We start from the raw sequence: 12,796 nt of genomic DNA on the forward strand, positions 1-12,796 counted from the left end.
ATGCGACAAATTCTCAAATGCACCTGGCTATCATGCTGAGGTTTTCCGTGTCGTCGCCATCCACTTCCCGCACCCCTCATGCCGATGTTCGTGCGCTGTACATCAACCATCACGCCTGGTTGCTGGGCTGGTTGCGCAAGCGCATGCGCCACGGCGACCACGCGGCGGACCTGGCCCACGACATCTTCGTGCACATCCTCGGCAAGCCGGAGCAGCTGCAGCAGTTGCGTCAGCCGCGTGCCTGGTTGAGCACCGTGGCCCACGGGCTGCTGGTGGATCGCGTGCGCCGCCAGCGGGTCGAGCGGGCGTATCTGGAGGCCATCGCACACCTGCCCGAAGCCGAGGTGCCGTCGCCCGAGTCGCAGCTGATACTGCTGGAAACCCTGGCCCGTGTGGACGCCTTGCTCAACGGCCTGCCGCCCAAGGTGCGCATGGCCTTTCTGCTGTCGCGCCTGGAGGGCCTGAGCTACAAGGAGATCGCCGAGCGCCTGGCGGTAAGCCTGAGTTCGGTGGAGAAGTACATGGCCAGCGCCATTCGCCATTGCTACCTGGCCCAGCGATGAGCCGCCCGCCATTGCCCGAACTCCCCGACAACGTGCTGGACCAGGCCATCGGCTGGCTGGTGCGCATCGAGTCCGACGGCGCCAACCCGCAACTGCTGGAGGCCTGCCAACGCTGGCGTCAGGCGCACGCGCTGCATGAGGTGGCCTGGCAAGCGCTGCAGAAAAGCGATGCCACCTTCCAGGGCCTGGCCGCATTGCCCGGCTCGGTGGCGCGGGACACGCTGCAACGCCTGCAAGGCGGTCGTCACAGCCGACGCCAGGCGCTCAAGCTGCTGGGCGTGGGGCTGCTGGCCAGCGGCGTTACCGGCTGGTCGATGCGTGACAGCACGCTGGTGCCCTGGGGCGCGGACTACGCCACCGAGGTGGGCGAGCGCCGTCAGTTCGTGCTGGATGACGGCACCCGCCTGCAACTGAACACAGCCAGTGCAGTGGACGTGCAGTTCACCGCCCAGCGCCGGTTGATCGTGCTGCGGCGCGGCGAAATCTTTATCGACACCGGCAAGGACGCCGCCACGGCGGGCGGGCGTCGCAGCTTCTGGGTCAGCACGCGGCATGCACAGTTGCAGGCCATCGGTACGGCCTTTGCGGTGCGTGATGAAGCCAGCGGCACGCGGTTGCGGGTCGAGGATGGGGTGGTGGCGATTCAGGGCAAGGGCCAGCCGGTGATGGTTGCCGCCGGGGAGCAATACCTGATCGATGCAAACGGCAGCCAGCGGGTCGAAACCAGCCCCCTCAATGCCAGCGCCTGGGCGCGCGGGCAACTGGTGGCCAAGCGCATGCAACTGCGCGAGCTGACCGCAGAACTGGCGCGCTATCGCCACGGCTGGCTGCGCTGCGACCCGGCCATCGCGCACCTGGAGGTGTCGGGCGTGTTCCAGCTCGATGACATCGACCAGGCCCTCAGCGCCCTGAGCGATTCGCTGCCGGTGCGGGTGGAACGCTTTACCCCGTTATGGACCCGTATCGTCGCCCGGTAAGGCTGATGAGAAGAAATCTCAAAAACTTTTACGGGTTTTGCCACCCTCTTCGACAGACAGGCAATACACCTCGTCATTCGAAAGGAGCACGCCGTCCATGTCTTCTGCTTTTATCCCCACCCGGCCTTTGCAGCGCAGCGTGCTGGCACTGACCCTGCGCAGTATGTTGCTGGCCGGTGCCACCAGCGTGTCGCTGGCCAGTGCGGCCGCGCAGGCCGCCGAGGCAAGCAGCCGCCACTACGAGCTGGCGGCAGGCCCGCTGGAAGAGTCGCTCAACAGCTTTGCCCAGGTGGCCGGCATCAGCCTGCCGTTCGACCCGGCGCTGGTGCAGGGCAAGCGCGCCCCGGCACTGCGTGGGGACTATGCCGTGCAGGATGGCCTCGAACGCCTGCTGGCCGGCAGCGGCCTCACGGTTACCCGCACCGCCAGCGGCAATTACCTGCTGATTGCCCGTAGCCAAAGCGCAGATGCCCTGGAACTGGGCGCCACCACCATCAGCGGCCTGGGCCTGGGCTCGACCACGGAGCACAGCGGTTCGTACACCACCGGCGCCATGCAGACCGCCACCAAGCTGCCGCTGTCGCTGCGCGAAACACCGCAGTCGGTCACGGTGATTACCCGCCAGCGCATGGACGACCAGGGCATGCGCAGCCTCGACGACGTGGTGCAGGCCACGCCCGGGCTGCGCCTGTCGGCCGCGCGCCCGGCCAACAGCGAGTTCTTCGCCCGCGGCTTCCCCATCACCAACCTGATGTTCGACGGCCTACCCACCACCTACAACGCAGACTGGGTGGCCACCGCCGACCTGGCCCCCTATGACCGCGTCGAAGTGGTGCGCGGCGCCACCGGCATGATGCAAGGGGCCGGCAACCCGTCGGCCGCCATCAACATGGTGCGCAAGCGCCCTACCCAGGCGTTCCAGGCCAGCGTGACCGGCAGCGCCGGCAGCTGGGACAACTACCGCAGCGAGCTGGATGTGTCCGGCCCGCTGAACGACAGCGCCAGCGTGCGTGGCCGCATCGTCGGCGCGTACAACGACAAGGGCAGCTATCAGGATTACGCCGGGCGCGAGCGCGGGGTGTTCTACGGCATCAGCGAGTTCGACCTCACCGACAGCACCACCCTGACCGTGGGCGCGTCCGACCAGAACGACAATAACAACCTCAACTGGGGCGGCCTGCCGGTGAACCCCGATGGCAGCCACATGGGCTTTTCTCGCTCCAAGACCTTCGGCTACAGCTGGTCGCACCAGGACGTCGAGAACAAGACGGTGTTCGTCGAGCTCGACCAGCGCTACGACAACGACTGGCGCCTTCACCTGGGCGCGTCGAAAAACTGGTCCGAATTCAAGATGATGGGCGGCGTGCTGGAGCGCAACAACGACGCCACCTACCGCCAGCGCATCTTCAACCAGAACCGCGACTTCGATCAGTTCACCTACGATGTCTACGCCACAGGCCCGTTCACACTGCTGGGGCGCGAGCATGAACTGGTGGTCGGCGCCAGCAAGCGCCAGCTCAAGACCGAAGCCACCGGCGGCACGGTGTTCGTCGATGTGCCGGACATCAACCGCTTCAACCCGGGCGGGCTGGCCAGACCGAACGTGCCGGACATCTACTCCATCGACGACAAAGTCGATCAGGAAGGCCTCTACCTCACCACGCGCTGGAACCTGGCCGACCCGCTGAAGGTGATACTCGGTGCGCGCCTGGACTGGTACGACGCCACGGCCATCTATGACCAGATCAACGACCAGTACTACACCTCGGGCAAGACCAAGGTGGTGCGCAACGTCACCCGTTATGCCGGGGTTATCTATGACCTGGACGACAACCATTCGGTGTATGCCAGCTACACCGATATCTTTCAGCCGCAGACCGAGAAGGACGGCCAAGGCAAAGGCATCGAGCCTATTACCGGCGAAAACTACGAAGTGGGTATCAAGGGTGAGTATTTTGGCGGCGCGCTGAATGCCAGTGCTTCGCTGTTCCAGATCGACCAGCTCAACCGCGCGGCCGAGGTGGCGGATGCAAGCCTGTGCAAGGTCATCCCGGTGGGTAGCTACGGGTGCTATGAAGCGGCCGGCAAGGTGCGCAGCCAGGGCATCGAGTTCGAGATCAATGGTGCGCTGACGCCCAACTGGCAAGTGGGCGCCGGCTATACGTTCGCCCAGGCCAAGTACGAGAAGGATGCCGACAAGGCCAAGGAAGGCCGGCTGTTCGACACCGACCTGCCGCGTCATATGTTCAAGGCCAGTACCACGTACCAGTTGCAGGGTGATCTGAAGCAGTGGCGTGTGGGGGCCAACCTCTATAGCCAGAGCGCGACCTTCAACAAGGGCAGCAATGTGTTCGGCAACTACCATGTCGAGCAGGAGGCGTATGCGCTGGTCGGGTTGATGGCGGGTTACCAGGTCAACAAGCATCTGGACACGCAGTTGAACATCAACAACGTGTTCGACAAGAAGTACTACCAGGGCATCGCCAGCAACTCCACATGGAGCCCATATGACGTGTTTGGCGACCCGCGCAACTTGATGGTTACGGCGAAGTACAGCTTCTGATGATGCGCCGGGGTCAGCGTGATTGCCGGCGTATGCAGATTGACTGATGCACCGTGCATTCAGGCGTTGCGACCGCTTCGCGCTCGATTCGCGGGTCAAGCCCGCTCCCACGCCCTGCGGGCAGAAGCGGATTATGCATGGCTCGATGATCTGTTTCGGGCCGCCAGGCCGTAGGAGCGGGCCTTGCCCCGCGATCTGGTGCGTAGCACCAGCAAAACCTGCACATGCGGTTCGCCTGACACACCGCGTACTCAGGCCTTGCGACCGCTTTGCGCTCGTTCGCCGGCAACGCCGGCTCCTACACCCTGCGGGCAGATTCTGCCTCTGGTCGCCAGGGCGTAGGAGCGGGCCTTGCCCCGCGATCTGGTGCGCAGCGCCAGTAAAACCTGCACGTGCGGTTTGCCTGATACACCGCGCACTCAGGCGTTGCGACCGCTTCGCGCTCGTTCGCCGGCAACGCCGGCTCCTACGCCCTTCGGGCAGACTCCGCCTCTGGCCGCCAGGCCGTAGGAGCAGACTTGACCCGCGATCTGGCGCGCAGTGCCAGCAAAACCTGCACATGCAGTTTGCCTGATACACCGCGTACTCAGGCCTTGCGACCGCTTCGCGCTCGTTCGCCGGCAACGCCGGCTCCTACGCCCTTCGGGCAGACTCCGCCTCTGGCCGCCAGGCCGTAGGAGCGGGCCTTGACCCGCGATCTGGTGCGTAGCGCCAGCAAAACCTGCACATGCAGTTCGCCTGATACACCGCGCACTCAGGCGTTGCGCTCGATTCGCGGGTCAAGGCCCGCTCCCACGCCCTGCGGGCAGAAGCGGATTATGCATGGCTCGATGATCTGTTTCGGGCCGCCAGGCCGTGGGAGCGGGCCTTGCCCCGCGATCTGGTGCGTAGCGCCAGCAAAACCTGCACATGCGGTCTGCCTGATACACCGCGCCCTCAGGCGTTGCGACCGCGTTGTGCTCGTTCGCCGGCAACGCCGGCTCCTACGGCCTGCGGGCAGACTCCGCTTCTGGCCGCCAGGCCGTGGGAGCGGGCTTGACCCGCGATCTGGCGCGCAGCGCCAGCAAAATTTGCACATGCAGTTCGCGTGATACACCGTGCATGTAGGCCTCGGGCAGACTCCGCCTCTGACCGCCAGGCCGTAGGAGCGGGCCTTGACCCGCGATCTGGTGCGCAGCACCAGCAAAACCTGCACATGCAGTTCGCGTGATACACCGTGCATGTAGACCTCGGGCAGACTCCGCCTCTGGCCGCCAGGCCGTAGGAGCGGGCCTTGACCCGCGATCTGGTGCGCAGCACCAGCAAAACCTGTGCACGCGCCCTCAAAGCCTCCCCACGCACAACGCTCACGCTTGCAGCGCAACCTTTAGTAAACTCGCCCCACCGGCAATACCGGCAAGGCTCTGCAGAACACCTGCAACCTCCCCGCCACCGCACCGCTTTCAAGCATCTACAGGCCCAGCAGAACCATGAACCGCCAAAAGAAGATCAAGCAGATACTCAAGGCCAACGCCAAGAAGGCCAGCGCCAAGCTGGCCCCCAAAAGCAAACCCAAATACATCTGCAAGGCCGACCGACTGAAGCTGGCTGCAGAAGCCGCCGAAACCCCGACCCCCGCCGCCGAAAGCTGAGCCACACCTGTCACGCAGCGCCCGCCTGCTGCGTTATCCACTCGATGAACGCCTGCACCTGCGCCCGCTTCAAGGCCTCTTTGCGCGTTACCAGGTAGTACGCAAATCGCGACGGCCACGGCCTGTCCAGCGCCACCACCAGCCTGCCGTTGTGCAGATCTTCCTGGGCATGGTTGTCCTGCACCAAGGCAATGCCCTGCCCGCTCGCCGCCGCGCGCAGCAGCAACAGGTCTTCATCGTAACTGGCACCGCGCTGGCTACGGCTGTCAGCCTCCACGCCATGCGCTTGCAGCCACAGCGGCCAATCCGCTCGCTCGGTGTCGTGCAGCAACGGGTAGTTCAGGCAATCCTGCGGGCTGTTGATCGGCGGCCCCTCGGCCAGCAGCCGAGGGCTGGCCACCGGTAGCAGCACCGGCGCCATCAGCGGGATCGACTCCAGCCCCGGGTACTGGCCCAGGCCATGGCGCAGCGCAATGTCGATGCGCTCGCGCTGGAAATCCACCAGCCTTGCCGACGCCTCCACCCGCACTTCGATGTCAGGATGCCGGGCACTGAAGTCACCCAGGCGCGGCACCAGCCAGGTGGACGCGAACGACGGCACGGTGCTGATGGTAAGCGTTTGCTCGTGGGTGAACGACTCAAGTTCGAGTAGCGCGTTCTCGATCTGCCCAAAGCCCCGCGACAACCCGGGGAAAAGACGTGCGCCGGCATCGCTGAGCTGCACCCCATGCCGCCCCCGCACCAGCAGCGTGACGCCCAGGCGGTCTTCCAGCTGGCGGATCTGCTGGCTGATGGCGCCGGGGGTGACGCCCATGTGCTCGGCCGCCGCCTTGAGGCTGCACAGCCGTGCAGCTTCGGTAAAGGCGCGCAGCGCCAGCAAGGGTAGAACGGCGCCCATGGCGTATTCCTTGGTTTAGAAAATCTAACGTCAAAGCGCAGGACTAATCGTTTTTGTCCCAGGCAATCACTCACTAGCATGGCACCCACACCACGCAACAAGCATTAGTCTGCCTGAGGTATGTGCCCTGTGTCCGATCCTGATCTGATTCTCTACACCGACAGTTCGCCAAACGGCTTCAAGATCACCATCGCCCTGGAAGAAATGGGCCTGCCCTACAGCCTGCGCCATGTGCGCATCGATGAGGGCGAGCACCAGCGGCCCGAGTTTCTTGCGCTCAACCCGCACGGTCGCATTCCGGTGCTGATCGACCGCGCCACCGGCATCACCCTGTTCGAGTCCGCCGCCATCCTGCTGTACCTGGCGGACAAGAGCGGCCAGTTGCTTGGCCACGACGCTCCCGAGCGCTGGGCATGCATCACCTGGCTGATGTTTCACAGCGCCAGCATGGGGCCGTTGCTGGGCCAGCGCGTGCACTTCGAATGCTTCGACAGCGTGCCCAACCCTGCCGCCATCCAGCGTTACAGGACCCTCACCGAAGCCACCTTCGTCACCCTCGATCAGCATCTGGCGCAGGTAGAGCAGCGCCCTGCGGTGCAACGCGGCATTCGCCTGCCCGCCCCTGCCACCGGCCCATGACCCCCGACACCAAGGAACAGGCATGAACACCATGACCCACCCCACTGCACCCGTCGTCACCTGCGGCGCGAACGCCGAAGCCTTCGCCCACCACCCCGGCTACCGGCGCATGTTCGCCGCCGATCACCTGACACTGGGCATCTTTCTGCCACTGCGCTTCTACCAGGGCGACATGGCGGTGCTTCACGCCCAGGCGCAGCATGTGAGCGAGATCGAGCGCCTGGGCTTTGCTGCCGTATGGGTGCGCGACGTGCCCTTGTTCGACCCGGCCTTCGGCGATGCCGGCCAGGTGTTCGACCCCTTCGTGTACCTGGGCTACCTGGCCGCCCATACCCGGCACATCGCGCTGGTCACCGGCAGCGCCATCTTCACCTTGCGCCACCCCATCGACCTGGCCAAGTCTGCCGCCAGCCTCGATCGCCTGTCGGGCGGCCGGTTGGTGATGGGCATCGCGTCGGGGGACAGGGCCGTGGAGTTCCCCGCCTACGGCCTGGCCCATGACCAGCGCGGTGAGCGCTTTGCCCACAGCGTGGACTACTTTCGGCAATTGCTGGCGCAGGGCCCTGCGACCATCCGCTCGCCGCTGGGCCAGATGAACGGCACGCAGCTACTGCCACAACCGGTCACCGGGCGCATTCCGCTGATCGTGACGGGGTCGTCGCGTCAATCCCTGCAGTGGCTGGGTGAGCAGGCCGATGGCTGGCTGACCTACCCGGACGCCACCCACACGGCGCAGGGCCCGCTTCGCCTGGCAGAAAAGGTTCGGGCGTGGCGCTCGCAGATCCCCAACGGCGGGTTTCGCCCGCACATGACCAACGAGTGGATCGATCTGGACGAAGACCCCGACTTCCCGCGCACGCCGTTGCAAGGTGGGTATGTGCTCAAGACCGGGCGCAACGGGCTGATCGCGTTGCTTGGCGAATGGAAGGCAGCGGGCGTCAATCATGCGGCGCTGGGCATTCAGATGGCCCGGCGGCCGGTTGACGAGGTCATTCAGGAATTGGCCGAAGAAGTGTTGCCGCTGTTCCCCACCTTGCAAGGGCCAGCGCCGCTGGCCCAGGGGTGGTAGCACTTATCTGGCGCAGGGGTAGCCCGTTTCGACAGCCGAGGCCACCGCCTCGGCAAAGTCCAGTTGCGGGTTGAGCGCGGCCACCAGGTCGGCGGTCAACGGGGTGTGGTCGTAGAGTTGCTGCACCGCCGCCAATGGCACGGCCTGCTCGTAGTACCACTGGGCAAACTCCACGTAGCCACTGGCCGGTTCGATCAACAGCGCCAGAAACTCCACCGAGCCATCGTCGAGGTGGTCCGTTGTGACGTTCGGCGCTGCCACCTTCTGCCAGGCTGCGTCGTCAGGGCTTCTCCAGTAGCAGTAGCTCAGCCAGTCCATGCTGAAGGCCGCTTCGTTGAGAAAGGCGGCAAAGGCCGGCGGCACTTGTTGCTGTACGGCCTCGACGAGACGGCTGTCGCCGGCTAACGGGGATTCATGCGCAATCCCCTTGATGGCCGCGCCGAACGGCCCGAAGTGCACAAACCATTCATCGCCCGAGCCATTGCGCATCGACGCCATTTCCTCACCGTCGAACCAGCTCGCGTTGTAGCTGAAATAGCGGTACTCCCATTCGGGGGAGACGATGGCATCGAGCATGGCCAGGGCCTTGGCGCGCTGGCGCAGCGTGGCGATGTCCGGGAGTGTTGCGGGGTCAAGGGGAATCAAGGCGGGCATGAGTGCTTCCGAAGGTCGACGAATTGGGGTGGCGATGGTGATTCAAGCCAGGCTGACAGTGCCCGCTTCTCCCGTGCGTGTGTCATATGCGACCAGGGCTTGCCGGGTGGCGTCGGCAGTGCAAACGCGCTCGCCATTCGGGTTCCAGACCGCGGACTGGCCTGCACCGATGAAGTTGTCGGCGGGGCCTACGCAGTTGGCCATGATCACGGTCATGCCATGCTTGCGGGCCATTGCCGGGTAATGGTTGCAGGCCAGGTCCACGCCCTTCTGCGACTTGGCCACGCTGGCCAGGTACACCTGGGCATCTGCCGCGGCGGCCTGGTCTGCATGGGCGGGTTGCAAGGATTCATAGCAGATCGCGGGCACCAGAACATGCCCGCCCTGGCGGAACACCTGCTGCTGGGTACCAGGCGTGAAGAATGGCAGTTCATCGGCGTGCAGAAGCTGCTTGGAGTACACCGCGCGTGGCAGCCCTGGCTGGAAGGCGATCATGCTGATCTGGGTGCCCTCCCTCCCCTGGGTTGGCGCACCCACAGCGATGAGCAGGGTGTAGCGATCACTCAAGGCCTGGAATGCATCGAGGCGGCTGTCGGTGGGCGCCATCGCCAGGGCACCGGCCAGTTCGGGTTCGTAGCCGGTCAGCGAAAGTTCGGGGAAGACCACCGCATCGGCTCCCTGGCTTGCGGCGGCGTGGATAGCGTCGATGTGTTGGGCGAGGTTCTTTTCGACATCGCCCGGGGTGGCCGAGATTTGCGCAGCGATCAGCTTCATTCGAGTCTCATGTCCCTTTGTCGACGCGGGCCTATGCTGCACCAACATCGTTACCTTGGAAAGTGTGCGGTGTCGCATCGCAGGTTCTGCTGGCACTGCGCGCCAGATCGCGGGGCAAGGCCCGCTCCTACAGGCTGGGCACCTGCAACCCGACCTTCACCCGGTCCAGCGCCACAATGGTCTTGAACCAGGTGACATTGGCGTTCTCGGCAAACAACCGCCGCGCCAACGCCTGGTACTCCTGCATGCTGGCCACGGTCAGCACCAGCACGAAATCCACCTCGCCAGTGACGTAGTAGCACTGCTGCACTTCAGGCACCGCAAAGTGCGCCTTCATGGCCTCCAGCGCATCGAGGCTGGTGCGCTCGGCCATCACCTCCACGATGATGGTGATCGGCCGACCCACCGCAGTAGGGTCGACGACGGCGACATTGGCGGTGATGACGCCCCGCTCCTCCATGCGCTTGATGCGCCGTTGCACCGCCGCGGTGGACAGGTTGACCTGCTCGGCCACCAACCGTAGCGGCACGGTGTTGTCGCGCTGCACCAGGTCAAGAATGGCGCGGTCGAACTTGTCCAGCGGCTCAGCCGCTACATCGTGAATGGACATGGAAACCCTGCGAGAAATTTTCTCGAAAACTACCAGAAATCCGCGCCCCTTTATCTGACAGCGAGAAATATTATCGAGCCCCAGCCTGCAGCCGCAGCCCTGGTCGGGACTCACACAGGATATTGCTCGCATGCTCGCACTGTTTCATCTGTCGCCCGTGCTGCTGGTCACGGCGATGCTGGTGGTGCTGCGCCGCCCACCCGTGCACGCCGCCATCGCCGGTACGCTACTGGTAATGGTGCTGTGGCTGGTCGGTGCTGCCGATACGTGGCGCCTGGGCAGCCTGGTGGCGGCGGCTCAGGACACTGCCGTGCTGTTTGCCAGCACCGCGTTCGTGATCGTACCGGGGCTGGCCTTCGTGATCTTCATCGAGCGCCTGGGCGTGAACCTGGCATTCAGCCAGTGGGTACGCTCGCTCGGGCTCGGGCGCGGCGACCAGGTGGTGTTCATCGTGCTCGGGCTGGCCCCGTTGCTCGAAGCAATGACCGGCTTTGGCGTGTCGTTGATCGCCACCGTGCCGCTGCTGCTCAGCCTGTTCGACCGCCGGGTGGCGCTGCGTATCGCGTTGGCCGGCATGGCGATCATGCCGTGGGGCACGCTGGGCCTGGCATCGGTGATCGGCGCTTCCCTGGCCCATCTGGACGCTGCGGCGCTGGCAGCCACCTCGGCACTGACCAGCGCACCGGTGTTTCTCGCGCTCGGGGCGATGGCACTGTACCTGGCCGAGGTTCGCACCTTGCGCGAATGGATGGTGCTGGGCGCTGGCTGGCTGGTATTCGTGGGGGTGCTCTATAGCAGCAGCCGCGGGTTGGGGCCGGAGGTAGCCGGCGTGGCGGCGGGCCTGGTGAGCGCAGCCGTCGTACTGGCCAGCGGGCTGTGGCGCCTGCACAACCACGGCGGCACACGCGGGGCGCGACAATGGCCGCGCCAGGCGTGGCCTTACCTGGTGCTGATCACCAGCATCGTCGCACTCAAGGCGCTGTGGGCCATCACCGGCTGGCAGAACCTGTGGGTCGTCCAGGGCGCGCAGGTCACCTGGAAGCCGCTCGCCTCGCCGGGCGTGGCACTGATCCTGGTGCTGGTGGGCCTGGGGTTTCACGCGCGAAGCGCACCGTCCCTGCCGGTGCCGGGCACCCGCATCGGCACCGCACTGCTGGCCCGGGCGAAGCGGCCCCTGCTGACGATCTTCTTTTTTCTCGCCATGTCGCAGTTGATGGTCAAGGCCGGCTTTCTGGCGGGCCTGATGCAGCTGCTGACCGGCCTGGCACCGGCCGCCGCCTCGTTGCTGGTCGCCCTGCTGGGCGGGTTGTCCGGCTACATGACCGGCTCGAACGTGGGCGGCAATGCGATCTTCATGCCCGCCATCGCCATGCTGCCCGAACACGGCCGCCTGTTGCTCGCGGCGGTGCAGAACAGCGCGGCGGGGCATGCGGCGCTGGGCTCGCTGTCGATCGTGATGCTGATCCTGGGCCTGGCCAGAACCAGCGCCAGTGAAGAAGGCGAACTGGTGCGCTTCGGCTTTGCGCTGGTGTGCCTCAACACCGCACTGGTCGCGCTGGCTGCGGTGTTGCTGAGCGTCTGGCTGGGCTAGTCAGGCAACCACCATCACCACCAGCACCACCCCCAGCAGGGCCAGGTAGCACTTCACATGCAGCGCGTCGGGCATGCGCCCGATCCACGGCGCGGCCAGGCGAATGCCGCACCACGAGCCCAGCACCAGCACGGCCAGGGCACGCACATCGATATAGCCGGCAAACCAGGGCCCCAGCACTTCGGTGCGCCACGCAAGCACGGCGTAGGCGGCAGTACCGGCAATCGCCATCGGCAGCGACAGCGGGTTGGCCGACGCCGTCGCCACGGCCATGCTCGCCCCACGCCTGCGCATCAGCGGCACGCTCATCACGCTGCCGCCTACACCCAGGAATGCGGCCACGGCGCCCATGCCGACACCGATCACGGCGCTGGCTCGACGGCCCAGCGGGCGCATGCCATCGCTTGTGCTCACGGTAAACCCCGGGCGCAACACGGCATCAAGAATGGTCAGGCCAAGGTAGCCGATGAACAGCCAGCGTATCCACGCCCCTTGCACCTGCGTGGCGGCCCATGCGCCCAGCACTGCACCCAGCGCAACGTAACCCAGCAACGGCCGCACCACAGGCCACTGCAAGGTGCGCGCACGGGCATGGCGCAAGGTCGAAAGGCCTGCGCCGAAGATCATCGCCGCCGTGGAGGTGGCCACGGCGATATGCATCGCGGCCTCGCCGATGGCCGACCCCGGCGCATGGCTCACACTGATAAGGGTGAACAGCAGCGGCACCGCCACAAAGCCGCCACCAAAGCCGAACAGCACAGTCGTCACACCGGCTACCACACCGAACGCACACAGCAGAAACCAGAACATGCATCGCTTCCAACACA

Annotated in this window: 12 protein-coding genes; 7 read left to right on the plus strand and 5 right to left on the minus strand. The window is 65.3% G+C overall.

Annotated elements, in window-relative coordinates:
- Positions 1-32 precede the first annotated feature (32 nt).
- The 4 genes from NP552_RS02570 (at position 33) to NP552_RS02585 (ending at position 5,734) form a co-directional block, all read left to right on the plus strand.
- A complete protein-coding gene (locus NP552_RS02570; RefSeq protein WP_054915459.1) occupies positions 33-563 on the plus strand; it encodes a sigma-70 family RNA polymerase sigma factor in 531 nt (176 codons plus the stop codon).
- Complete coding sequence (locus NP552_RS02575) at positions 560-1,540, plus strand: FecR domain-containing protein (RefSeq protein ID WP_058540715.1); 981 nt, start codon at positions 560-562, stop codon at positions 1,538-1,540. The genes NP552_RS02570 and NP552_RS02575 overlap by 4 nt, the downstream gene beginning before the upstream one ends.
- Before the next feature lie 97 nt (positions 1,541-1,637).
- Positions 1,638-4,103, plus strand: coding sequence for a TonB-dependent siderophore receptor (locus NP552_RS02580; protein ID WP_274096375.1), 2,466 nt, complete (start codon positions 1,638-1,640; stop codon positions 4,101-4,103).
- 1,469 nt (positions 4,104-5,572) lie between these two features.
- Positions 5,573-5,734 carry a DUF2986 domain-containing protein gene (locus NP552_RS02585; RefSeq protein WP_116054368.1) on the plus strand — a complete coding sequence of 54 codons (162 nt, stop codon included), beginning with the start codon at positions 5,573-5,575 and terminating at the stop codon, positions 5,732-5,734.
- 10 nt (positions 5,735-5,744) lie between these two features.
- Here the strand turns inward: NP552_RS02585 and gcvA are convergent, their stop codons facing one another.
- Positions 5,745-6,632: a transcriptional regulator GcvA gene (gcvA, locus tag NP552_RS02590; protein WP_274096376.1), complete on the minus strand. Its 888-nt coding sequence runs from the start codon at positions 6,630-6,632 to the stop codon at positions 5,745-5,747.
- Between the two features lie 120 nt (positions 6,633-6,752).
- Between gcvA and NP552_RS02595 the strand changes: the two genes are divergently transcribed.
- Positions 6,753-7,271 (plus strand): glutathione S-transferase family protein, encoded by a 519-nt coding sequence (locus NP552_RS02595; RefSeq protein ID WP_443201021.1) that lies wholly within the window; start codon positions 6,753-6,755, stop codon positions 7,269-7,271.
- A 22-nt stretch (positions 7,272-7,293) separates the two neighbouring features.
- Positions 7,294-8,340, plus strand: coding sequence for an LLM class oxidoreductase (locus NP552_RS02600; RefSeq protein WP_274096378.1), 1,047 nt, complete (start codon positions 7,294-7,296; stop codon positions 8,338-8,340).
- 3 nt (positions 8,341-8,343) lie between these two features.
- On the opposite strand, the gene NP552_RS02605 is transcribed toward NP552_RS02600, so the two are convergent.
- From NP552_RS02605 to NP552_RS02615, 3 genes are all read right to left on the minus strand, one after another.
- Positions 8,344-8,994 (minus strand): hypothetical protein, encoded by a 651-nt coding sequence (locus NP552_RS02605; RefSeq protein ID WP_274096379.1) that lies wholly within the window; start codon positions 8,992-8,994, stop codon positions 8,344-8,346.
- A gap of 42 nt (positions 8,995-9,036) precedes the next feature.
- Positions 9,037-9,768 carry a carbon-nitrogen hydrolase family protein gene (locus tag NP552_RS02610; protein WP_274096380.1) on the minus strand — a complete coding sequence of 244 codons (732 nt, stop codon included), beginning with the start codon at positions 9,766-9,768 and terminating at the stop codon, positions 9,037-9,039.
- A gap of 127 nt (positions 9,769-9,895) precedes the next feature.
- A complete protein-coding gene (locus NP552_RS02615) occupies positions 9,896-10,378 on the minus strand; it encodes an Lrp/AsnC family transcriptional regulator (protein ID WP_274096381.1) in 483 nt (160 codons plus the stop codon).
- A 130-nt stretch (positions 10,379-10,508) separates the two neighbouring features.
- Here NP552_RS02615 and NP552_RS02620 point away from each other — a divergent pair, with 130 nt between their 5' ends.
- On the plus strand, positions 10,509-11,969 hold the full coding sequence (locus tag NP552_RS02620; protein ID WP_274096382.1) for a transporter: 1,461 nt from the start codon (positions 10,509-10,511) through the stop codon (positions 11,967-11,969).
- Here the strand turns inward: NP552_RS02620 and NP552_RS02625 are convergent, their stop codons facing one another.
- Positions 11,970-12,779 carry a sulfite exporter TauE/SafE family protein gene (locus tag NP552_RS02625; protein ID WP_058540707.1) on the minus strand — a complete coding sequence of 270 codons (810 nt, stop codon included), beginning with the start codon at positions 12,777-12,779 and terminating at the stop codon, positions 11,970-11,972. It lies immediately after the preceding gene.
- Between the last annotated feature and the right edge of the window lie 17 nt (positions 12,780-12,796).

Source organism: Pseudomonas sp. 8209 (genome assembly GCF_028682105.1).
Lineage (GTDB): Bacteria > Pseudomonadota > Gammaproteobacteria > Pseudomonadales > Pseudomonadaceae > Aquipseudomonas > Aquipseudomonas palmensis.

Bases quoted from the DNA above. Each gene is read 5' to 3' on its own strand.
- NP552_RS02625 (WP_058540707.1), bottom strand. From the start codon at position 12,779: ATGTTCTGGTTTCTGCTGTGTGCGTTCGGTGTGGTAGCCGGTGTGACG.
- NP552_RS02595 (WP_443201021.1), top strand. From the start codon at position 6,753: ATGTGCCCTGTGTCCGATCCTGATCTGATTCTCTACACCGACAGTTCG.
- NP552_RS02620 (WP_274096382.1), top strand. From the start codon at position 10,509: ATGCTCGCACTGTTTCATCTGTCGCCCGTGCTGCTGGTCACGGCGATG.
- NP552_RS02610 (WP_274096380.1), bottom strand. From the start codon at position 9,768: ATGAAGCTGATCGCTGCGCAAATCTCGGCCACCCCGGGCGATGTCGAA.
- NP552_RS02600 (WP_274096378.1), top strand. From the start codon at position 7,294: ATGAACACCATGACCCACCCCACTGCACCCGTCGTCACCTGCGGCGCG.
- NP552_RS02585 (WP_116054368.1), top strand. From the start codon at position 5,573: ATGAACCGCCAAAAGAAGATCAAGCAGATACTCAAGGCCAACGCCAAG.
- NP552_RS02570 (WP_054915459.1), top strand. From the start codon at position 33: ATGCTGAGGTTTTCCGTGTCGTCGCCATCCACTTCCCGCACCCCTCAT.
- NP552_RS02575 (WP_058540715.1), top strand. From the start codon at position 560: ATGAGCCGCCCGCCATTGCCCGAACTCCCCGACAACGTGCTGGACCAG.
- NP552_RS02605 (WP_274096379.1), bottom strand. From the start codon at position 8,994: ATGCCCGCCTTGATTCCCCTTGACCCCGCAACACTCCCGGACATCGCC.
- NP552_RS02615 (WP_274096381.1), bottom strand. From the start codon at position 10,378: ATGTCCATTCACGATGTAGCGGCTGAGCCGCTGGACAAGTTCGACCGC.
- NP552_RS02580 (WP_274096375.1), top strand. From the start codon at position 1,638: ATGTCTTCTGCTTTTATCCCCACCCGGCCTTTGCAGCGCAGCGTGCTG.
- gcvA (WP_274096376.1), bottom strand. From the start codon at position 6,632: ATGGGCGCCGTTCTACCCTTGCTGGCGCTGCGCGCCTTTACCGAAGCT.